The sequence below is a fragment of the Cupriavidus sp. GW821-FHT02F09 genome (genome assembly GCF_059421605.1).
Genome location: NZ_JBWKVH010000057.1, coordinates 19,783 through 40,205, shown reverse-complemented (window position 1 = coordinate 40,205; position 20,423 = coordinate 19,783). Strand labels below are relative to the sequence as shown.

Annotated in this window: 19 protein-coding genes and 1 pseudogene; 9 read left to right on the top strand and 11 right to left on the bottom strand. The window is 61.1% G+C overall.

Annotation, left to right across the window (positions count from 1 at the left end; genetic code table 11):
- On the top strand, nucleotides 1-804 hold an 804-nt coding region (gene ku, locus AC07XB_RS35175; RefSeq protein WP_493688177.1), incomplete at its 5' end, for a non-homologous end joining protein Ku.
- 7 nt (nucleotides 805-811) lie between these two features.
- Entirely contained in the window at nucleotides 812-1,054 is a 243-nt protein-coding gene (locus tag AC07XB_RS35170) for a hypothetical protein (RefSeq protein ID WP_492831429.1), read from the top strand.
- 75 nt (nucleotides 1,055-1,129) lie between these two features.
- On the opposite strand, the gene AC07XB_RS35165 is transcribed toward AC07XB_RS35170, so the two are convergent.
- The 3 genes from AC07XB_RS35165 to AC07XB_RS35155 all read right to left on the bottom strand — a co-directional run bounded on the left by AC07XB_RS35165 (nucleotide 1,130) and on the right by AC07XB_RS35155 (nucleotide 4,860).
- Nucleotides 1,130-1,813: a hypothetical protein gene (locus AC07XB_RS35165; RefSeq protein WP_492831466.1), complete on the bottom strand. Its 684-nt coding sequence runs from the start codon at nucleotides 1,811-1,813 to the stop codon at nucleotides 1,130-1,132.
- Nucleotides 1,814-1,976: 163 nt separating this feature from the next.
- Nucleotides 1,977-3,365 carry an alkaline phosphatase gene (locus AC07XB_RS35160; protein WP_492831430.1) on the bottom strand — a complete coding sequence of 463 codons (1,389 nt, stop codon included), beginning with the start codon at nucleotides 3,363-3,365 and terminating at the stop codon, nucleotides 1,977-1,979.
- A 25-nt stretch (nucleotides 3,366-3,390) separates the two neighbouring features.
- Nucleotides 3,391-4,860, bottom strand: coding sequence for an alkaline phosphatase (locus AC07XB_RS35155; RefSeq protein WP_492831431.1), 1,470 nt, complete (start codon nucleotides 4,858-4,860; stop codon nucleotides 3,391-3,393).
- Nucleotides 4,861-5,097: 237 nt separating this feature from the next.
- On the opposite strand from AC07XB_RS35155, the gene AC07XB_RS35150 reads away from it, so the two are divergent.
- A complete protein-coding gene (locus AC07XB_RS35150; protein ID WP_492831432.1) occupies nucleotides 5,098-5,358 on the top strand; it encodes a carboxymuconolactone decarboxylase family protein in 261 nt (86 codons plus the stop codon).
- A gap of 74 nt (nucleotides 5,359-5,432) precedes the next feature.
- Here AC07XB_RS35150 and AC07XB_RS35145 read toward each other — a convergent pair whose 3' ends face one another.
- From AC07XB_RS35145 to AC07XB_RS35125, 5 genes are all read right to left on the bottom strand, one after another.
- Nucleotides 5,433-5,804, bottom strand: a complete 372-nt coding sequence (locus tag AC07XB_RS35145) for a hypothetical protein (protein WP_492831433.1) — start codon at nucleotides 5,802-5,804, stop codon at nucleotides 5,433-5,435.
- A gap of 97 nt (nucleotides 5,805-5,901) precedes the next feature.
- The gene (locus AC07XB_RS35140) at nucleotides 5,902-6,741 is read right to left on the bottom strand and encodes an FAD:protein FMN transferase (RefSeq protein ID WP_492831434.1); all 840 of its coding nucleotides are present in this window, start codon (nucleotides 6,739-6,741) and stop codon (nucleotides 5,902-5,904) included.
- 7 nt (nucleotides 6,742-6,748) lie between these two features.
- Entirely contained in the window at nucleotides 6,749-7,309 is a 561-nt protein-coding gene (locus AC07XB_RS35135) for an FMN-binding protein (RefSeq protein ID WP_492831435.1), read from the bottom strand.
- 74 nt (nucleotides 7,310-7,383) lie between these two features.
- Entirely contained in the window at nucleotides 7,384-8,769 is a 1,386-nt protein-coding gene (locus AC07XB_RS35130; protein ID WP_492831436.1) for a porin, read from the bottom strand.
- 17 nt (nucleotides 8,770-8,786) lie between these two features.
- Nucleotides 8,787-10,007: a cytochrome-c peroxidase gene (locus AC07XB_RS35125; RefSeq protein ID WP_492831467.1), complete on the bottom strand. Its 1,221-nt coding sequence runs from the start codon at nucleotides 10,005-10,007 to the stop codon at nucleotides 8,787-8,789.
- Nucleotides 10,008-10,676: 669 nt separating this feature from the next.
- Between AC07XB_RS35125 and AC07XB_RS35120 the strand changes: the two genes are divergently transcribed.
- A complete protein-coding gene (locus tag AC07XB_RS35120; protein WP_492831437.1) occupies nucleotides 10,677-10,991 on the top strand; it encodes a hypothetical protein in 315 nt (104 codons plus the stop codon).
- A gap of 172 nt (nucleotides 10,992-11,163) precedes the next feature.
- On the opposite strand, the gene AC07XB_RS35115 is transcribed toward AC07XB_RS35120, so the two are convergent.
- Complete coding sequence (locus AC07XB_RS35115) at nucleotides 11,164-11,577, bottom strand: hypothetical protein (RefSeq protein WP_492831438.1); 414 nt, start codon at nucleotides 11,575-11,577, stop codon at nucleotides 11,164-11,166.
- A gap of 355 nt (nucleotides 11,578-11,932) precedes the next feature.
- On the opposite strand from AC07XB_RS35115, the gene AC07XB_RS35110 reads away from it, so the two are divergent.
- The 4 genes from AC07XB_RS35110 to AC07XB_RS35095 all read left to right on the top strand — a co-directional run bounded on the left by AC07XB_RS35110 (nucleotide 11,933) and on the right by AC07XB_RS35095 (nucleotide 18,263).
- Nucleotides 11,933-13,393 (top strand): ISNCY family transposase, encoded by a 1,461-nt coding sequence (locus AC07XB_RS35110; protein WP_492831439.1) that lies wholly within the window; start codon nucleotides 11,933-11,935, stop codon nucleotides 13,391-13,393.
- Between the two features lie 165 nt (nucleotides 13,394-13,558).
- Complete coding sequence (locus tag AC07XB_RS35105) at nucleotides 13,559-13,861, top strand: DNA-binding protein (RefSeq protein ID WP_492831440.1); 303 nt, start codon at nucleotides 13,559-13,561, stop codon at nucleotides 13,859-13,861.
- A 2,085-nt stretch (nucleotides 13,862-15,946) separates the two neighbouring features.
- Entirely contained in the window at nucleotides 15,947-17,617 is a 1,671-nt protein-coding gene (locus tag AC07XB_RS35100) for an MASE1 domain-containing protein (protein ID WP_492831441.1), read from the top strand.
- Nucleotides 17,598-18,263 carry a response regulator gene (locus AC07XB_RS35095; protein WP_492831442.1) on the top strand — a complete coding sequence of 222 codons (666 nt, stop codon included), beginning with the start codon at nucleotides 17,598-17,600 and terminating at the stop codon, nucleotides 18,261-18,263. Before AC07XB_RS35100 ends, AC07XB_RS35095 begins: the two co-directional genes overlap by 20 nt.
- Nucleotides 18,264-18,318: 55 nt before the next feature.
- On the opposite strand, the pseudogene AC07XB_RS35090 reads toward AC07XB_RS35095, so the two are convergent.
- Both AC07XB_RS35090 and AC07XB_RS35085 read right to left on the bottom strand, forming a co-directional pair.
- A pseudogene (locus tag AC07XB_RS35090) lies at nucleotides 18,319-18,541 on the bottom strand (transposase); the annotation flags it as partial.
- A 304-nt stretch (nucleotides 18,542-18,845) separates the two neighbouring features.
- On the bottom strand, nucleotides 18,846-19,358 hold the full coding sequence (locus AC07XB_RS35085) for a hypothetical protein (RefSeq protein ID WP_492831443.1): 513 nt from the start codon (nucleotides 19,356-19,358) through the stop codon (nucleotides 18,846-18,848).
- 319 nt (nucleotides 19,359-19,677) lie between these two features.
- Here AC07XB_RS35085 and AC07XB_RS35080 point away from each other — a divergent pair, with 319 nt between their 5' ends.
- A complete protein-coding gene (locus AC07XB_RS35080; RefSeq protein WP_492831444.1) occupies nucleotides 19,678-20,184 on the top strand; it encodes a lipocalin-like domain-containing protein in 507 nt (168 codons plus the stop codon).
- Nucleotides 20,185-20,423 lie beyond the last annotated feature (239 nt).

The following is a 20,423-nucleotide window of genomic DNA, read 5'->3' as shown; positions in this document are numbered from 1 at the left end:
CTGCTGCACAAGGGATGCGGTTCCAGGCTCAAGCAGCAGTATGTGTGCATCCGCGAAGATGTGGTGGTTGAGCGGTCTGAGATGGTCAAAGGCTATGAGTTCGAAGCTGACCACTACGCTGTGTTTGATCCGGATGAACTGAAGGCGTTGGAAGACGAGGCGAAGCACACGATCGATATCGTGTCGTTCATGCCGGCCGGCGCCGTCGACCCTATCTATTTCGACAAGGCCTACTACCTGGGCCCGGACAAGCGCGGTGGTAAGCCATATAATTTGTTGGCCGAAGCCATGCGAAAGACCGGGACCTGCGCGCTCGCGCAGTGGGTCTGGAAAGGCAAGCAGTACATGGTGCAGGTGCGGGCGATCGACGAGGGCTTGGTGCTCCAGCAACTGCTCTACGCTGACGAGGTCCGATCGATGCTGGATCTGCACGTGGAGAAAGCTGAGATCCAGCCGGCCGAGTTGGCTTTGGCAAAACAGCTGATCGAACAAAACTCGGTGGACGGGTACGACCCGACGGCCTACAAGGATGAGGAGAAAGACCGCATCTTGGCAGCGATCGATAAGAAGATCGCGGGCAAGAAGATCACCGTGAGTGAGGAGCGAAGCGAACCGCGGCAGGGCGCGGAAGTGATAGACCTGATGGAGGCCCTGCGCGCAAGCATGGCCCAGCGCAAACAGGGCGGAGCGAAGGCACCGGCCTCAACGGCTGCAGCGGAGGGCAAGAGCAAAAAGACTGGGAAGCGTGCCACTGCGGCGCCAGCGCCAGCTCCCGCCAAGCGAGCTTCAGCGGCGATAAAGTGACGGGCCGATGCCGACGTACACCCTGAAGGACGCCGAGACGATGCTGGGCATCCCGCGTTCGGTGGCCACCAGGCTGGTCACCGAGGGGATCATCACGCCCACACGCGGGCCGCGCCAGAAGCTCCTCTTCACGTTTCAGGACATGGTGCTTCTCCGGACCGAAAATTCGCTGCATGACGCGAGGATACCAACGAGATTAATCGTCCGCGCACTGACGAGGGTGAAGGCTTCCTGGTACGGTCAGGCTTAAAAAGACGTTCCAGAACACTGACTTAGTTATCCTTCGCTTCGCGCTGCTTGCGTACCCCATACTCGAGTGCCCCCCTCAGTCCATCAGGTCGGTGTACTCGCTGCGCGTATAAGCGCGGGCACGCTCCCAGGGCGCGCGCTGCGGCGACGCCACCACGGTCACGCGCGTCAACTTGGTCGATGTGCCGCCCGGATTGCGCGATTCCACCGAGCGTGGAAACTGCCCGGCGACATCCCACCAGACCGTGACCGATTCGCCCGTGCGCTGCGCCTGGTACTGCTGGGCCCCGTTGCGCAGCGGCCCCACCGCGCGCATCTGCTTGAGCGCGGCCGGATCGAGCAGGTGGTAGGCGGTGGGCCACGATCCGTCGAAGCCGATATTGCCGTACTCGGCGGGCTTCACTTCAAAGGCCTTCTTCAGGTGGTCGCTGACCACTGTCACCGACAGCTTGCCGGACGGCTGGTTCTCGATCCAGCGTGCCGCGGTCGACAAGTCCACATGCTTGTGGCCGTCGCCACCCTTGCTGTGCCCTTCGGCATGCGGGACGCCGCGCGGCAGTTCGCGTTCGATCCAGACCGCGTTGCCTGCCCGGTACACACGTTCGGCAAAGGCAACATCGCGCTTGACGCCGTCGCTGCCAAGCAACGAAACTTGGTGCTCGACGCGCAGCGCTAGCGGCGCGTTGGCCGGCGCCGCTAGCGCTGCGAAAGCAATGGAGCTCAGGATGGCGGCCAGGCCAGCCAGCAGGCCGCGGAGCATGCGGGTTCGGCCGCGCTTGGTCTGGAATGCGGAGAGGGCCCGAAGGACAAAAGCGCCCCGGGCGCCAGGGTTGCTGCGAACTTGCATCTCGATCTCGTAACTCGCGATTCGTGAAAATGGCGCACGCCGGCAACATGCCGGCGTGCCATACCGCTGGCGGCGCTTAGAAGCCGAGCGCCGTCTTGACCACGCCGAACACCTTGGTGTTGTCGATGGTACCCTTGAGCGGCGCGCTGCCTGCTCCACCCGAGAACAGCATCACGTCACCGCCGCCGTGGGTTTCCGCGCCAGGGGTGCCCAGATTCACACCGACTTCCTGCAGATAAGCGTCACCCGTGGTATCGACTGCAGTCAGGTCGTCGCGCGTCGGCTTGCGCGGCGTGCCGCCATTGCCGAACACCAGGGTGGTATAGGGCTTGCCGTCGGCCGCTGCCACCGGTTGCTTGGTTTTCACGTCGGTGGTCTTGCCGAGGATGGGATTGCCGCGGTGCGAATAGCCGTTGATGGTCATGGTGTGGTCATGATCCGCCGTGACCACGACCAGGGTGTTTGACAGGTCCACCATCGACAGGGCGCGCTTGATGGCGTCGTCGAAGGCAATGGTGTCTTCCAGCGCGCGCTTGGCATTGGTGCCGTGCAGGGCGTGGTCGATGCGGCCGCCTTCCACCATCAGGAAATAGCCCTTCGGATTCTTGCCCAGGATGCGGATGGCTTTTTCCGTCATGTCGGCCAGGCTTGGCTCGTCGACATTGTTCTTGACCCGGTCCAGTTCGTAGTTCAGGTGGTCGAGGTTGAACAGGCCGAGCAGTTTGCCGGTGGCGGCCGGATCCACCGCGCGCAGCGCCGTGCCGGTATTGACATAGGTGTAGCCGGCGTTCTGGAACTGGACCGTCAGGTCGGTGGCATCCGTGCGCTTGGAGCCGGTGGCGCCCAGCGGAATGAAGTGGCGCAGCCCGCCGCCCAGTAGCACGTCGAGACCGTCCTTGAGCGCGGGATTGAACAGGGCGTTGCCCGGCGTTCCTTGCGCCGCGATCTGGTTCTCGCCGTCGCGATGGCAGATGTGCGAGTAGGTGGCCGCCGGGGTGGCGTGCGTGACGCGCGTGGTGGTCACCGCGCCGACTGCTTTGCCCGCGCCCTTGGACAGTTCCAGCAGGGTCGTCACCGGCGAGCCATTGCCGGCGGGACAGGTTGTGTCGGAGCCCGATACATAGCCTTTGCCGGCGGCATCGCTAGCCTTGGTGTCGGCGGACATCGAGATCACCTCGTTGTTCATCTTGACACCGGTCATGTAGGCTGCCATCGACGGAGCGCTGTCGGTGGTCTGCGCATCGTTCGAGTAGGTCTTGATGCGCGCGGTGCGCTTGAGCGACTCCATGTTCAGCTTGCCGGTCTCGCCATACTTGTAGATGCGCGAGGCGGTCACCGTGGTGGGGCCCATGCCGTCACCCAGGAAGAAGATCACGTTGCGGGCTTCGCTCGCGGCCAGCGCGGGGGTGGAAAGGCAGGCGGCGGCCAGCGCGGCAGCCGACAGGCCAGTCATCGTTTTTTTCATGATGTGTATTCCGTCAGCGTTGGGTTCACAGACCCAGTGATTTCTTGATCATGCCGAACACTTCGGTGTTGTCCATCACACCGGAGAAGTTGCTCGCGCCGTTGCCGATTGCGCCGATGAAGACATCGGTGCCGCCGTGCGTCTCGCCGCCGGCGGACATCGGAATCGCGGCTTCCTGGTGGTAGGATTTGTCGAACACCTGCGCATCGGTCAGCGCGGTGCGATTGCCCGGACGGTTCTCGCCGTTGCCGAAGCCAATAATGGTGAACGGGTTGCCCGAGGAGTCGGTGTTGTTGGCGCCGGTGACGTAGTTCTTCAGCAGGCCCAGCACGCCGGGGTTGGCGTCGGTGGTCTTGCCGGTGCGCTTGGCATAACCGTTGAGCACCAGGGTGTGGTCATGGTCGGCGGTGACCACGATCAGCGTGTTCTTCAAGCCCGGGTCGATCACGTTGAGCTTGGCGATGGCCGACTTGATGGCATCGTCGAACGCGGCGGTGTCCTGCAGCGCCTTGCGCGCGGTGGTTTCGTGCAGCGCGTGGTCGATGCGACCGCCTTCCACCATCAGGAAAAAGCCCTTCTTCTTCGCTGCCAGCAGGTCGATCGCCTTGCCGGTCATGTCGGCCAGGCTGGGTTCGTCGGCGGCCACGCGGTCCAGATCGTAGGCCATGTGGCTGGAAGTGAAAAGGCCCACCGTCTTCTTGGAGGAAGCCGGATCGATCTTGTCGAAGTCGGCCCGGTTCGCCGCGTACGTGTAGCCCACGGCCTTGAACTCGGCCAGCAAGTCGCGCTTGTCGGTACGTGCGCCACCGCTGACGGTGGTTGGCTGGAAGTGCTTGCGGCCGCCGCCGAAGATCACGTCCACGCCATCGCCCAACGCGGTGTTGTAGCCTGGGCCGTTGGGCACGAGCTGCGCGGCGATGGTGTTCTCGCCGTCGCGATGGCAGATATGCGCATAGGTGGCGGCGGGCGTCGCGTGGGTGATGCGGGTGGTGGTGACCACGCCGGTACCGTAGCCCGCGCCCTTCATCTGCTCAAGCAGGGTCGGCACTCCGCGGCCATTGCCAGAGGTGGGGCAGGTGCTGTCGGCACCCGCCAGGTAATCCTTGCCGTTGGCATCGTAGGCGCTGGTGTCCGCCGACATCGAGATGACCTCGTTGTTCATCTTCACGCCGGTCATGTAGGCCGACATGGAGGGCGCGCTGTCGGTGACCTGGGCGTTATTTGAGTAGGTGCGGACGAATCCAGTCTCCGGCAGCGTGTCCATGGTCAGCTCACCATCCTCGCCCATCTTGTAGATGCGCGCCGCGGTCATCGTGTTCAGGCCCATGCCGTCGCCGAGGAAAAACACGACGTTTTTGGTTGGCGCGGCGGCGGGTGGCGGTGCGGTTGTGACAGGCGTCCCGGCGCCGCCATTGCCGGAGTTGTCATCACCGCTACCACATGCGGCCAGCGCGAGCGACAGCGTCGCGACGGCCAGCATCGTCATTTTTCTCATGAGTCCTCCCAGTTGAAGTCGCCGGAAGCATGCTTGAGGCATATGGCAGGAACATGACACAAGCACTCTAAGCAAAGATATGCTGAAATGTTTTTGTCAAATTTCGTGCACGGAGACGGAATCCGGGCTGGCGTGCCTGCAGAGGAGAGGGTTGTACGCGCCGACCTAGAATCAGTGGGATTGAAGGCAATGCGAGAAACGCTAGCGCCAGCCGGCCGATCGACGGCCCGCAAGGCAATGGGTCACATTCCGAACATGTATGCGGGTCTGGCCAATGCGCCAGCGCTACTGGATACGTACTTGCATGGCTACAACCTGTTTCGGCGGGAATCTATCCTCACGCCTGCCGAACAGGAGTTGGTGTTTCTCGTGGCTTCACTCGAGAATGAGTGCACCTACTGCGTTGCTGCTCACAGCTGGATTGCCGACAAGGTATCAAAGGCCCCGGGTCAGGCGGTTCGGGCGGTGCGCGATGATGGTGTGATTGAAGACCCGTAACTTCGTGCACTCGCAGAATTCACACGGATGATGGTCGTATCCCGTGGGAAGGCGTTCAGGTTGAGTCGTGGCGCTCAGTTGCGAGTCGCCACTGCGCGCCGCCCGGCGGTTAGGTGGGCCCAGAACAATACGCCAACGGCGATACCGCCAATCCAGTGCAGCCATTCGGTCAAGCTACGCAGCACGTCGCCATTGAAGTAGTAGAGGCCGTAGCCGGTGGCAACCAGCAGCGCCACGACCGCCCCGAAGAGCGCACCCACCAGACGGTTGCGCCGCCGGATCCAGGCATGGCGAATATGCGCCGACCAAATCACACCAAGCAGGAATGTGCCAAGCAGCGCCGCCGCCCCGTGCAGCTTCATGCTCCAGGCCGACCACACCGCCTGCGTCTCAGGCTCAGCCGCAAGGAAATGCACCATCAGCCAGAATACGCCCGTCAGCAGCAACAGGGCGAATGCGGAGTACAAGGCCCACCGCCGTGGCCGGCTGATGCGAAAAGCTGGCCGCGGCGGATGCGACAGACGATGAGATAGGTAGTGCGGGTCAGACATCGGGTAGGGCGTGAGGGGGATGGCCAGCCGGCAGTTTGCCATCCCGGTAGAGCAGCGTACAAGCGCCATGCTTGGCCAGAAGCGGGTGCCGCGGCGCGCGGCAAACCAGCACCACCTTGGTTAGGGCATCGGCTAATATGCACGACGGCGCCAACACGCTCGCGCCGGCTGTTGCCTGCAGCGCTGTTGGCGTGCGCCGATCGGTGATGCGCGGCAGCGACCCGGGCGCCGGGGCCAATCCGCCAACACTAGAACTCGCCAGCGCCGCGTTGGCGAGCCGCCAGACCATGGCAGTGCGCGCCGGTGCGCCCGGCTCGCGCAGGCTCACCTCGATCGGCTCGGCGCCGACGTGGCGCATGTCGCCGCCCGCGTTGACGAGCGCGAAGTCGAGGGCGAAGCCGCGCAAGGTTTCGATGGCGCAATCCACCGCATAGCCCTTTGCTATGCCACCCAGATCGAGCCATGTCGGCCGGTGCTTGCGTACCGCCGGGCCTTCGATGATCCACGCGGGCCTCCCCGAAGGCGGCATCCACGTCGGACTACGCTCGCAGTCGAAGGCGCCGTCACTAGCTGCTTGTAGCTCTGCCGCGATTGCAAGCACGGCGAGCGTGCGCGCATCCATTTCGATCGGCAGGCCCACAGGGGCGGCATTGAAACGCCCGATATCGCTGGCCGATTCGTGGCAGCTCATCAGGCGCTGAATCTGTTCGACTTGCTCGAATGCTGCACGCACCGCCTCGGCAGCGCCAGCGCCGCGCGCATCGATCTCGACCAGCGTGCCCAACAACGGGCGGGCGCGACGGCACTGCGGGATCTCGGCGACACGGCGCACGATGCGTTCAGCCCTTTGCCAGCGTCATCTGCACCATCACGGCGATGCGACGGATGCCGTCGGTGATATGGGTGCACGATAGCGTGGCGCCGCTGATGTTCTGGATATCATCGCCGATGCGCAGCGGGGACTGCGCGGTCTTGCCAGTGAACTGGCTACGCCAAGGCTTGTTGCGAACCTCGTAGCCATGGCTTTCGCGATAGGCCAGGATCTCCACATCGCGGATCTCGCCGGCCAGACTCAGCGCAACCGCATAGTTGATCAGCTCGAACTTGCCAATGACAGCATCTGCCACTACGTAACCAATCGGCTTGTCGCCTTGCTTCGCCTGCCAGACTCGCCATGCACCCATGCGCGGCGGTCCACCAGCGCGTTCTGAGAGCTGTTTGAGCTGGTCCAGGTTGAGCGCGACCACCAACGGCACGAACGTGGTGGCGTCGGCGAACATCAGCTTCTGGCTGTCGGCCACGCTCATGTATTCCGCCGCGCGCACCTCCGTCACGACGAATCCGGCAGAGGCCGCCGCGGCGGCACAGACGAGGGCGGTAGAAACAGACTGGTAGCGCATGGATGCTTCCTTTGTCCCAGGCACCATCGACGCAAAGTGAAGGCGCCGGTGTGCCAGGGCATGGCGGAGAAAGGTCAGAAATAGACGCCCAGGCCCAGGTCAACCCGGCTGAAATCGCGATTGGTGCGGAAGCGCTGGTAGTCAACCTTGAACACCACGTTCGGGTTCAGGTAGAAATTCAGGCCTGCCGTCCACACTGTATCGTACGGTTTTGGGAATCCCGCCGGCTGCGCCGAGAAGCCGGGAGCAATGCCCTCGTACTTGGCGCCCATGTTGTAGCGCTCATAGCGCGCGAACGGCACGGCGCGGTAGCTGCCATGCTGCCACAAAGTGTACGCGGCCTGCAGGTACCAGCCATAGTACGAGGCCGGCATCGGGTTCCCGGTGCCGGGGAACTGCGCGTTGACCTTGGCGGTATTGCTGATGCTGCCCTGCGCATAGAGCGCGGAGAGGTCCCACTTGCCGGGCGTCCAGCGTGCATGGGTCTCCCAAAGCGTTGCTCGCTGACTGCCCGCGCCTGCGGCCGGATTGGCATTGCCGGTGAATACGGAGCCACCCAGCAGCAGCCCGGGCACACCACGATAGTTCAGGGACACATACTGCGAAGCGTTCTTCGCATTGGCCAGGCTCATTTCCTGGTGGGTCGCCTGCATCGGCGCCACCTTGTTGTTCTGCAGATCCAGCGCGGAATTGTAGAGCGGGTTCTCCGGGGTGAAGTTCCACTTGGAGAGGTCAAGCCCGGTGGTCAGGCCCACGTTCCAGTCGAGGCCAATATCCGTATTGCCGTGCAGGGCAAAACCGCCTTCGCGCCAAGTGCTGGGGATGATCAGGGTCTCGATGAAGTTGCGGTAGACGCCATAGTAGGCGGTGGGCTCGTGATGCTCGTTGATCAGGCCGACCGGCATCAGGAACACGCCAGCGGTCACGCCAACCTTGGGGGTAAACATATGGTCGACGTAGAACTGCTCCACCTCGAACTCGCCGACATCGGACGAAGAGGCAATCGCATGCTCGACCTCGAACTCGGAGGCAAAGCGGGTCTTCTCGTCGAAGCGGTAGCCGAAGCCGAAGACGGCACGCCCGATATCGGCACGAGTGTCGTTGGTATTGCGGCTAGGCCGCGAATAGCCGATCTCGCCGTAGCCAAATATGCTGAGGTTATCCAGTGGAGACGGCTTTGCCGCTACCTGCTGCAGGCTTTCCTGCGAAGCCTGCAGTTGCGCGACCTGGGCAGTCTGGTCGGCCTGCTGCTTGGCCTGGGTCTGCTGCTGCGTCGCCAGCGCGATGTTCTGGTCCTTCATGGCCTTGAGCTCGGCCTTGAGGGCGTCAAGCTGGCTGGCCATGTCGTCGATCTTGCGCTCCAGCTGCTGTACCACCACCGGGCTGGCACTGCCCGGTGCGGCAAGCGCAGGCGTCCCCACCGCGGCTAGCACCGCCGCGGCAATCATGGTTCGTTTCATCTCTCTCCCCTTCCTGTTTATTTGCTTTGATTTGCACGTGCAGCGGGTCCGGCGCGCGTGGCGGCCACGCTGGCCGCGGTGGACTGGCACTGAGCCGGTATCTGGTAGGCCGCCGGATTGGCGGGGTCGAACCCGTCGGTCAGGGTGCACAGGAAGCGCACCAGATCGGCGATCTCGCTATTGGTCAGAGTCGGGGCCAGGCTCGGGATGTAGGGCACTTCGGCCACGTTGACATTGCCGCCATAGGTGGTCGGCAGGTCGTTGTAAGGGATGTCGGGGGTACCGTCTGCCTTGACATACCAGCGCGTGGGATCGGTATCGCGCGTGATGTACCACGTCACGGCTTCCTCCAGCGTGTCGAACACGCCGTTGTGGAAGTACGGCGCGGTCAACGCGATATTGCGCAAGGTCGGCACCTTGAAGGCGCCGCATAGGCGGGTACGGGTCGAGACGTCATTGCGCAGCGGCCCGCACAGACCGAGGTCGTAGTAATCGTGGTTAGGCTCGCCCAGCGCAGTACCGTTCCGCGGGACGTAGTCGAGCTTGTTGCCATCGGTATTGGCCGCGATCTTCCAATTGCGGGGGATGCCAACGTTGTCGTAGCTGAAGTCGGTGAACAGCGCCGGCGTGGTCGCGGTCGGCGTTGACACATGGCAGGCCGTGCAGTTGCCCTTGGCCGGGTTGTTGAATAGGGCAAGGCCATTAAGTTCCTGCGCAGTCAGCGGTGCATTGCCATTCAGATAAGCGTCGTACTTGCTCGAGAATTGGTGGAAGGACGGGTCTTCCTTCTGGTACTGGGCCAGTGCCTGGCCGATGTTGTGCAAGGCGGTAACGCCATCCCCCACCGATGCCTTGCCGAACACCGCAGTGAACTCGGCCAGGTAGGGGCGCGTCAGCAACCGCGCTAGCACGTCATCCGCCGATGCGTTGGCCATCTCGAATGGAGTGGTGAACGGCAACTCGGCCTGGTCCGCCAGCGAGGCCGCTCGCCCATCGCGGAAGAAGCCGCCCACCGCCTTGCCATTGGCCTGGAAGCTGAAGGCGGGCGTGAACTGGGTATAAGCCAGCGCTGGCGCATTGCGCAAGCCTGGCAGGTCCATGTTGGGCCCGCCCAGCGGTACCGCCAGGCCGTCATCGGCGGCAAAGGCGCGGCTCGCCACGTGGCAGGTTGCGCATGACTGTTTGCCGGAGGCCGACAAGGCTGTGTCCAAGAAGATCTTCTCGCCAACCTGCGCCATGGCCGATAGCTGGCTGGCAGCCGGCGCTGCGTTGGTTTTGGCCGCGCTGCTGTCGCCGCCGCCGCAGCCAACCAACAGCAGGGCCCCAAAGGCTGCAGCAATCAGAGCAGCCAAACCGCTCCCTCCTGCTCCTCCTCGATGCCGCTGTGCGCGGCTGGTTCTTGTTGTCATGTCCCTGGCGCGCGCGAAGCGCAGTTTTTGTGATCCATGTGCCGTATTGGCAATTAAAAACGAATACGAACGATTTGCGTTCCGGATTATACGAGTGCATCTACGAGACGCACAGCTCTTCTTCGCGCGAAAGGGAAGTCAAGCCGGAGAGTGTTGCTTAGGAGCACAATTTGAAGGGAAAAGAGATCTACATGGCATATAAATAACGATGATTGGCAACAGATTGAAACGTATAAACACAATGTCGTATGTTTTCATTTAATGACAATTACCATTTGACGCGTAGCTGCGCTCAGCGGCGGCTACGCTGCAGTTCACAATGGGTGTCGCCATGGGCTCCAGATACAACCGCTTACACGATGGTCGCCGCGCCAATGGCCGGGGGGTCAACCTCGCCGCGCGTGCATCGTTAAAGCGGGTAACCCATCTTTAGTTCTGCAAATACGCCGCCGAACAATCGCGGCCTAGCGTGTTCGCAGCACCATCAGGAGCATCATCATGCGAAAGGTCTTGGCCGTTAGCCTGCTGGCTGGAGTCGCCGCCCTTACCTCCAGCGTCGCCGAGGCGCGCGTCGACGTCGGAATTGGCATTGGCCTGCCCTGGGCGGCCGTGGTTGCGCCTCCCCCTCCTGTGTACTACGAGCCGGCGCCTGTTTATGTCGCTCCCCGGCCGGTCGTGGTTGCGCCCGGCTACTACGACGATTGGCAAGCTCGTGCCTGGCAGGAGCAGCAGTGGCGAGAAAGGCGCTGGAGAGAGCGCGAATGGCGTGAACGACATCGTGAATGGCATCGCTGGCACGACGACGATGACTGAGGCCGTGGCCAGCGAGTCCGATCTTTGATCGGTAGTCATCAACGATCGGACTCGCTGGCTCAAATGAATTTTATGAGATCTTTAAACAGTGCCGCCGCGCCTGGTCATACAATCACCGATATGACGCGTGCGCAATTTTTTCACTATCTTTAATCTGCTTCTAGGCGGCTCTTCAGAATGCCGGCAGGTGTCTTGCGCGAAAATGAGCAGAAATTGGGCGAAGGCCGCGGTTAGACGCAGCAGAATTCGCTGCGCTAGAACAGGGCGGTGCTAGCGAGCCGCAAGACGCGCAAAACCCCGCGCTGGTGATGGCGTGTGAAATTGCGTAATCACCAGGCTCCACGCCGCTCTGCTTGACGTCGAGCGACTTAACGAGCGCGCTCCATTGCTCGTTGTCGAATTCCTCCCCAGCAATATCGGCCTCGTTGCGCTCGTCGTAATCAACAAACGTAACAAGGTAGTAGCCGGGCAGATAGTCGTCGTCCCCCATCCCGTCTTCTGCTGGGTCAAACACGTCGAAGACGATGAATGCGTCTCCCTGGTCGTTTTGCCAGACAGAGTGCAATGCGGGTTTTTCGAGCGCCAAGACGTATTCCTTCCTTGTTGATCGGGTCGATCCGCATCAGAACGGGCGGTGGCGCAACGCCGTTCTGCGCCAGTTGCCGATGCGGTGGAAACGCATCATAGCGCGCCGTATCGAACGTCTGAATATTGAGCATCGGGTGTTGTGATGGGGGCGCGGCGCGAAAATGACAACCGAACCCGTCTCTCGTAATTTTTCTGGATGATCTTACATAAGACTAATTATCGGTGACATCGGGTGTAAAGGCCAAATCAGAATGTCCGCTTCCAGCCAAATCAGAATGTCCTCTGGATAGACCTATACTGGTAGCGCCTGGGTTGGACTGGAGCGCGCCGTGAAGGATCGAGGGTTGATCACCATGAGTCTGCGTGAAGTTGACCGCTTCAAGGTCATTCAGGCAACGGCCGAGGGCCTGCTGGCGCAATGGCGCGCCGCAGAGCGCCTGGATTTGACCGCGCGGCAAGTCCGGCGGCTGGTCCAGCGCTGGCGAGCCGATGGCCCGATGGGCTTGCTGTCGCGCCAGCGTGGGCAGCCAGGCCATCGCCAGCTGCCACGGATGCTCGAAGCGCAGGCACGCGCGCTAATCCAGCAGCACTACGCCGATTACGGCCCCACGCTGGCCTGCGAGAAGTTGCGCGAGCGCCATGGCATCGCGCTGGCCAAGGAGACGGTGCGGCGGATCATGATCGACGCCGGCTTCTGGGTCCCCAGGAAGCTGCGTCCGCCCAAGCTGCACCAGCCGCGCAAGCGCCGCGCTTGCCTGGGTGAACTGGTGCAGATCGATGGCAGCGAGCACGCGTGGTTCGAGGAGCGTGCGCCCATGTGCACGCTGCTGGTCTATGTCGACGATGCCACCAGCCGCCTGATGCAGTTGCTGTTCGTGCCGACCGAATCGACTTTCGCCTATTTTGCCGCGACGCGTGCTTACATCGAGCGCCATGGCAAGCCGGTGGCCTTCTGCAGCGACAAGGCCAGCATCTTCCGGGTCAATGCCAAAGGCGTCACCACAGGGCGAGACCATACGCAGTTCGGGCGCGCGCTGTACGAGCTGAATATCGAGAGCCTGTGCGCCAACAGCAGCCAGGCCAAGGGCCGCGTGGAGCGAATGAATGGCACGCTGCAGGACCGGCTGGTCAAGGAGTTGCGCCAGCGCGGCATCTCGACGCTGGCCGAGGCCAATGCCTTTGCCCCGGTCTTCCTGGCGGACTTCAATGTGCGCTTCGCCAAGACGCCAAGAAGCGACTTCAACGCGCACCGTCCCGTGCGGCCCGACGAGGACCTCGAGCGCATCTTTACCTGGCGCGAATGGCGCAAAGTCTCCAACCGGCTAACGCTGCAGTACGACCGCAAGCTGTATCTCATCACGGACCAACCCGAGCGGCGCCCCCTGATTCATCGCTATATCGAAGTGGCCGAGTATCCGGACGGCCGTATCGAATTGTGGGCCGACGGGACTGCCCTGCCCTACGTTCTCTATGACCGGTTGTCCGAGATCGATCAGGGGGCGGTGGTGGAGCACAAGCGGCTGGGACATGTGCTGGAGATCGCCCAGCGCGTGCAGGCCCAGCGAGACAATCGTCGGATCCAGGCGACACCGTCGCGCACGCTGACCGGTCAGAGGCCGCGGCAGCAGCGGGAACCAGCGACACCGGGCACCAAGCCACAACGGCAACTGAACGCGGAAGATCTGCGTCGCACCATCGATGAACTGACGCAACCGCCCCACCCTGTGGATACCTTACCGCCTCAGGCCAGCTCGACTGCCTTACGGAAACAGCCCGGAAAAAGACGTAAAAGAATCAAAACCATCCTGCATTAAACCGGACATTCTGATCTGGCCAAAGACCGGACATTTGAATTTGGCCTAGACAAATACTGTAGCGAAACCCTCCCCTGCCCTTCAAATCCGGGCAAATACCTTGTCTCGCCCCGCACATCTCCTCTCGTGCTCCGCGAATATCATATCGAATGAGGAACACGTCTCATGGCGCGTCCTGGCATCAGCTACGAAGAAGTCAAAGCCGCCGCGGAGGAGTTGGTGGCAGCGCAACAGAAGCCGACCCTCCGTGCGGTCCGCGAACGCCTGGGGGGCGGCAGCCCCAATGCCATTCATTGGCATTGGACCGCCTGGCAGGGCCGGCAAAAGCCGGCCGCACGCGCGCTACCCGAGCCGAATCCTCGCCTACCATCCGCCAAGCTTGAGCGTAAGCCTCGGACGCTCATTCGCCAGAGCGCTCTTCTCCAAGAAGCGTCAAAGTGCCCTATTACCGCTCGGGCGTGGGGGTAGTTGTTGCTGGCCTGATCTGAGGTCGTCAAGGACCGCTCTCGCTCGGCCAATCCATGCTCAATGTCAACCGTCACGCCGGCCTGGGCGCATCGTCCGCGTTGACGCGCTGCGCGCCCGTCTCCGCCTCCAGGAATCTCGCGATTTTCCAAACGAGGCTTCGGTCGCCACACTGCGTAGCTGGTAGGTAGGCGAGTTGTTATTTTCTCAGCCGGACCGCGTGGGACACGTCGGGCCTGAGCGGCATGCTGATTGACGAGCCCGTGTGGCGCTCATCGGCTGTATTAGCTTGTGCCCGTCGCTCGTGGGAGAACCCACGTTCAAAATCCGGGACGTACTGCGGATAGCCAACTTCCATGCGGTATTCAATCCACGCGAGGGCAAGATCCAAGGCGCCGTCGGTTACGTTTTGGGCAGCCATACGAGCGCACGCCACGCCCAAGCTGTGGGCGGTACCGGAATTCATGGGTACTTGTTTGCTTTTTGACAAGGTGCCTCCTGCGGGTTGGTGGAGGTCGGCAGGCCAGTTCGAAGAACACACCTTTTGGAGCCTGCGACTATTTCTGCGCCGTCGACGCGCTCCCCAAAAGTTCGCAGATTTCCGAAAAACACAGAGAAAGCTGAGAGAAAAAATACGTAAAAATAGCTATCAATGCGTAAATATGTGACTCCTACCCAATGACCAACAATCATGGCTTAAACAAGCGCCGCAAGATCCACTCAGTGCTGCGTGAACCGGGACTACAAAAGTGGGGTTTTTATAGAAACTGCCAAGTTCCTGTCGCCTTGGCCAAACACGACTCTTGCGCAAGATGATCAAGATGGACGATGCATGATTACCGCACTCCGCGCCGGCACGCCGTTGCCCGATTCGAAGTTTGAAGCACTGCATTGATCTATCATCGATAGTGGTCCGCGAACGCGGCTTCGCTCCGGTCCCAGATGTCGACGCCTTTCTCGCAGCAAGCTACATGCGCCAGAACGCCCTCGACGGCCGCCTTAGCGCAAGTGGCTTGGCTCACTGGGCTATCTGTTTCAGTTCTGCAACAGCCTGGTTCAAGGAACTGACAAAATAGGCACGCCGCAAACGCTGCTGCCGCTGTAAAAAAGAATCCCCCGAGGCTGTTACTCGGGGGAGGTGCTTGGTTTGTGGCTGTGGACGCTGAGCGCTGACGACGTGTTCTTTTGCGGCCCCTTCTGCCGTTCCTTACATGCTGCCCTCAACCAGCCCATCGCGGCTGGTGTTTCTCGCGCCATCGGTAAATACGTCTCGTCTATCTGTGACTCTCGCCCCATCTGAATAGACATCGAACTTTGTGCTCCTCCCCCCATCTGAATATGGGTCTCGCGGCCCCAACACGCTGGCGCCGTCGGTGTAGACATCCCGCGCCCCGATGCCGGCATTGGCTACGCCGGCGCCAAGCGCCGCACTCGCCGCAGCGAGCAGTAAGACTGTTTTTACCATTTCTTTCACCTCCTTTTCAGGTGGTTGCAAGAACACCGAAACGTATTCCTTTTCGCTCCAGTGCCGCCGCTTTGTACGACTCCAATGTATGCGCTGAAGGCAAGCGCATGAATAAGGTCTTCTTCCGAAAAGGGGCTAGGGGATTGCCCTATTGGGCACGGCAGCCAAGGTCAACGATGTCACGCAGGCGCGTATATTGCGACCTGGCGACGAGAGCGATCCGTTCGTCCATACGCGACTGCGTGTGCTATCTGTCCTGAGCAATCTGCGGGTGATACGACGTCGACCGCAGCCGGATGCCAAGGGCCAACTGCGCCCGGATTCTGGCCGAAGACCCGAAACCCGACACGACAATGCGCGCGCTCATACGGAATCTGGCGTCCAACCCGGGCTGTATCTCATCGAATCCATCGGCTACGCTTACCGCACAGGGGAGTTCTGACGTAGATTCATAGGATGAACTCAACGGATCGTCGCAGCACTTCGCCTAGCACCCATTCGGGGCAAACTCGTGATTTGCCGCAGGTGCATCGGACACCAGCTTTCGCAAGTAGTTTGTCATTGCGGCTAACGAGAAAACGGCTGGATGTGGCAGGGGCTGTCCCCAGAATTTGAAGCGAACCATGGTCATCATTCCGCGCAACTCGAGGCTTAGCCTCTTCGTTCGCACCGGACTTGTCGCATTGGCGTACTACGCAGGTGCAAAGCTGGGACTTGCTTATGCGGTAGTGGGCGGTGCGGTGTCTCTAGTGTGGCCGGCCAGCGGCATCGCCCTCGTTGCGCTGCTCGTTTTGGGCTTCGCCGTTGCCCCCGGCATTGCCATTGGCTCCGTTTTGGCCAACATGTCGGTGGGCGTGCCCCTACCAGTGGCCGCGGTGATTGGCCTCGGCGCGACGGCTGCAGCCTTGACGGCAACATTGTTGTTAAAGCGGGCTGCCCAATTCCAGCTCACCCTGGACCGCATCAAGGACGTGTTAGCTTTCGTCGTCCTGGCCGCGACAGTCAGCACGGCAGTGAGTGCGCTGATCGGTGCGACCGCCCTCTTTGCAGGGGGCTTGGTGTCAGTCACCGAGTACGGCACAGCCGTTCTGAAATGGTGGCTGGGTGACATGATGGGAGTGCTCGTGGTGGCCCCACCGCTGCTCAGCTTGCTCACGTATCCGAGCCCTGTCCGCTCCGCAAGGCAGGCCGTGGAAGCGTGCGGACTGACCATTGCGATCTTCTGGGTGAGTTACGTCATCTTCGGCGCCACCGAACTTGCCGGGCACAGCTACTATCCGGCAGCCCTGGCGATTTTTCCATTCACTATCTGGGCGGCTCTGCGCTTCGATCACTTGGGCACCAGCCTCTCGACCTTGCTGATCTCAATCGTGGCCATCTGGGGCACCGCGAACGGCACCGGTCCCTTTGCCGCGGAATCTCCGGTGGATAGCCTCGTGAGATGGTGCGCCTTCGCGAATGTCGTGGCAGTAACCGGACTGCTGCTGGTGGCGGCACATGCTCAGGCAAAGCGCATCCATAGCCTCCTGCTGGCATCCCATGTCGAGCTGGAGCGGCGGGTGCAAGAGCGAACCCAAGACTTAGAGCTGGCAAACAATGAGTTGAAGCAGGAGATGGCGCGACGTCGTCTGCTGGAAACGGAACTGATCCGAATCGGCGATCAGCAGCAGAGACTCATCGGCCGAGAACTGCATGACGGCCTCGGGCAGCACCTCACCAGTTTGGGTTTCTACTGCGCCACCTTGAATCAAGAGCTACAGATGCATAGCCATCCAGCCGCCGCGAAGGCGGCTACCATCGTCGAATTGGTGAAGCAGGCATCCTTGATGACTCGCAAGATTGCCCATGGCCTGGACCCGGTCGCCATGGAATCTGATGGCCTTACGGTCGCCTTGCAAGGGTTGGCACAGACGACTCGCTCACTGAACGGCATAGGCTGCACGCTCCGCATCGAGTCAAATGTGGACTTACTGGATCCGCCGATGCAGATTAACCTTTACCGTGCGGCACAGGAAGCCGTCAATAACGCGCTGAAATATAGCCAGGGCCGCCACATTTGGATCGACCTGGAGCGCGACGGCGGCATGCAGAGGCTTTCCATCAGTGACGACGGGATGGGGGTCGATCTGGAACAAATGGAGCGTGCTTCGGGACTGGGACTTCACAGCCTGCGCCACCGGGCGAGCCTCCTGGGCGGCTCTTGCATGGTCACCCGCAATGCTTTGGGCGGCACCACGGTTGCCATCAGCTATCCGATACCGGAGAGTCCAGGACATGGAAGGGAAGCCATCTAGCCTGGGCCGCGCGACTCAGATCCTGATCGTGGATGACCACCCCATCATCCGGGATGGCTTAACCCACTTGCTGAATCTGCATGAGGATCTGCACGTCTGCTGTGCGGCCGGCAGTGCCGAAGACGCTCTGGCGGCGATGGCCTGCCAGCCTGACATGGCCATTGTGGACCTCAGTCTGCACTCGAACTCCGGTCTGGATCTTGTGAAAACGCTCCGGCAACACTATCCAAAGCTGGCAATCCTCGTCCTCAGCATGCATGACGAAACCCTGTTTGCCGAACGCGCACTGCGGGCTGGAGCAAACGGGTATCTGATGAAACTCGAGGCCACGGAGCATATTATGAACGCCATCCGCGAGGTGCTGGCAGGTAACATTTACCTGAGCGCCGCAATGCATGAAAAGTTGGCGCGGGCTCTGACGGCTCCCCAGAAAATTCCGGCGGGCTCAATCGCGAGCCTTTCGGAACGGGAGTTCGAGGTCCTGCACCTGATCGGACTCGGCTTCAGCACCCGCGAGATCGCCGAGAAACTGAGTCGGAGCGTCAAGACCATCGAGGCACATCAGGCCAACATCAGGGAAAAGCTGGACATTCCTAGCGGCAAGGAGCTGACGCGCTTCGCCATTCAATGGATCGAGAGCCAATAGGGCGGAATCCGCCTCACCGGATAAGGCAATCCCCTGGAGAGCTTTAGAGGCCAGTTCAAAATGGCTGCGCCGTACGCCTGAAGATGTTCCAGCTGACGAGAGCGCAGCCGAGTTTTAAGAGCGCTTCGTGAATTGTCGGCCCGACGATCGAAGCGAATGCGAAGACGACGAAAGTTGTGAAGCCACACATGAGTACGTTCGACAACCCACCGGAATTTGCCCAAGCCACTGCCGTGTTCTGTCCAGCGCTTGGCGAGCACCGGCTTGATACCGCGCTCGTGAGCCATCGTCTCCATTAAGCACTGCCTCCTTGTCGCCGGCAGCCATGGTATAGCGGCTCACTGCGAGGACGGCGTCGCTCAGTCAAAGACAAAGCAACGCTTGTCGGTTCATTCTGCACGATGTTTAAAGATCCGTTGGTAAGGCAGAGCGGTCGTTCGAGTGTCCGCGCGCGTGCGCCGGCGAGCGTCGGACACTGGCCCCGGGAAGGGACTTCCGCCGGTTGCTCCTCGGTCGGCTCTTCACCCAAAAGCGGGCATCGAATTCACCAAGGCGCCCGCAGTCTTGGAGCAAAACATTCAGCTACTTCTCGAACCAGTATTCGAACTCGGTCTGGTTCTGGTTGAAGGCCTTGTTGTCGGAAGCTGTTTCGGCGCGTACGATGCCGCGAATGCCGCGGAACTTACCAGTGCCACCCGTGATATCCAACTCTGTGAGATTCTTCAGACGATCGCTGCCTGGCAACTTGTGCGAGAGAAAGAATCCGCGTGCGAAAATCTTGTCGCCGTTCTCCATCCTGTATTCGACATAGCTGCGGCCGAGCCCATTCAAGTCGGTCAGGTCGCTGGTGCCACGGATAACGGCCTCTCTCAAGACGACGCCCTCAATTTTCTGGTCTTTGCCGCCGTAATTGCGCACTAACTCGAACAGCCGTAGCTTGTGCTCAGGCACGTCGCCTACTTCAAGGATGTGCTGCTGCGTGTACTTATTGCCGCTCGCTGGTGCGTCGAACGCTACGATATGCTTCTCCTGTGCAAGTGCGATCGTCGAAGCGAGAAGCGCGCCACATGACACCACAAACATTCCCAATCGCATGCTCTTCTCCCTGCGGACATCGGGACCCTGATGTACTCTAGCAAGTCCAGAGGGTAACGCAAGAATCGGCCCCGCAATTGGACCCGCCGAAGGGACTAGTACTAATCGAGCATCCGATCCTGGCCGGCAAGTGAGCCACACCGGCCTGTCCTCGGCCGGCGCTTCCCGATCCATTCGGCCATTAGCGCTGTCCCGACGCAAAAACTGCTATTCTGCCGAAGCGATCCTTACTTAAGCGAGGCCAATCATTCGCCATTGTCCGTGGGGCGTGGTGCAGGGGCGCCGGGAACGAGTCATCTTTTGACGTTGGAGGTGTTGAATGAACGGAATCCTTGGGAAGCACTCTGCGATATTGGCGATATTGATGGGAGCGGCGCTCCCATCAACTGGCGTGTTTGCTCAGCAAGCCAACGACATAGTCGGAACGTGGACGTTTGTCTCATCAGTTCTCGATAAGGACGGAAAGAAGATTGACCAGTTCGGGCCAGGCGCGAAAGGGATGATGATTCTGGATGCCCAAGGCCGGTTTATGCTAACCATCATTGGGATGGATCTTCCAAAGTTTATCTCCGGTAATCGTGCTACGGGTACGCCAGAGGAAAACAAGGCGGTGGTCGGCAAGAGTGTTGCCCTCTTTGGCTCCTACGCCGTAACTCCGGAAGGGAAGAGCATCACTCTCGACATCGATAAATCGACATTTCCAAACTGGGACGCAACCGAACAGAAGCGCTCCGTGGTCACGCTTAGCCGAGACGAGCTTCAGTACATGACTGCGCAAGCATCCGGGGGCGGCTCCGCGACGGTAACCTGGAAGCGCGCAAGATAGACGGGCACAACGGCAGATGCCGGGGATCGGTTCCGATCGACGTGGATAGGGAGCTATGGGGAACGACCGCTCATGGCCGAGGCTGTGTTTCGGCCGTGAGCGGCCAGCGACGGCAACGACCGTGGCCTCGAAAGTCATTTGGCTTTCCGGGTAGCGGTCGTCAGCATTGGCTTGTCACGCTGAGGCAAGCGTGCCGGCCGTCACCGAAGGATGCGGGCCGAGATCGGGCTAGCGATCGA

Bases quoted from the DNA above. Each gene is read 5' to 3' on its own strand.
- AC07XB_RS35170 (WP_492831429.1), top strand. From the start codon at position 812: ATGCCGACGTACACCCTGAAGGACGCCGAGACGATGCTGGGCATCCCG.
- AC07XB_RS35165 (WP_492831466.1), bottom strand. From the start codon at position 1,813: ATGCTCCGCGGCCTGCTGGCTGGCCTGGCCGCCATCCTGAGCTCCATT.
- AC07XB_RS35160 (WP_492831430.1), bottom strand. From the start codon at position 3,365: ATGAAAAAAACGATGACTGGCCTGTCGGCTGCCGCGCTGGCCGCCGCC.
- AC07XB_RS35155 (WP_492831431.1), bottom strand. From the start codon at position 4,860: ATGAGAAAAATGACGATGCTGGCCGTCGCGACGCTGTCGCTCGCGCTG.
- AC07XB_RS35150 (WP_492831432.1), top strand. From the start codon at position 5,098: ATGGGTCACATTCCGAACATGTATGCGGGTCTGGCCAATGCGCCAGCG.
- AC07XB_RS35135 (WP_492831435.1), bottom strand. From the start codon at position 7,309: ATGCGCTACCAGTCTGTTTCTACCGCCCTCGTCTGTGCCGCCGCGGCG.
- AC07XB_RS35130 (WP_492831436.1), bottom strand. From the start codon at position 8,769: ATGAAACGAACCATGATTGCCGCGGCGGTGCTAGCCGCGGTGGGGACG.
- AC07XB_RS35125 (WP_492831467.1), bottom strand. From the start codon at position 10,007: ATGGCGCAGGTTGGCGAGAAGATCTTCTTGGACACAGCCTTGTCGGCC.
- AC07XB_RS35120 (WP_492831437.1), top strand. From the start codon at position 10,677: ATGCGAAAGGTCTTGGCCGTTAGCCTGCTGGCTGGAGTCGCCGCCCTT.
- AC07XB_RS35110 (WP_492831439.1), top strand. From the start codon at position 11,933: ATGAGTCTGCGTGAAGTTGACCGCTTCAAGGTCATTCAGGCAACGGCC.
- AC07XB_RS35105 (WP_492831440.1), top strand. From the start codon at position 13,559: ATGGCGCGTCCTGGCATCAGCTACGAAGAAGTCAAAGCCGCCGCGGAG.
- AC07XB_RS35100 (WP_492831441.1), top strand. From the start codon at position 15,947: ATGGTCATCATTCCGCGCAACTCGAGGCTTAGCCTCTTCGTTCGCACC.
- AC07XB_RS35095 (WP_492831442.1), top strand. From the start codon at position 17,598: ATGGAAGGGAAGCCATCTAGCCTGGGCCGCGCGACTCAGATCCTGATC.
- AC07XB_RS35085 (WP_492831443.1), bottom strand. From the start codon at position 19,358: ATGCGATTGGGAATGTTTGTGGTGTCATGTGGCGCGCTTCTCGCTTCG.
- AC07XB_RS35080 (WP_492831444.1), top strand. From the start codon at position 19,678: ATGAACGGAATCCTTGGGAAGCACTCTGCGATATTGGCGATATTGATG.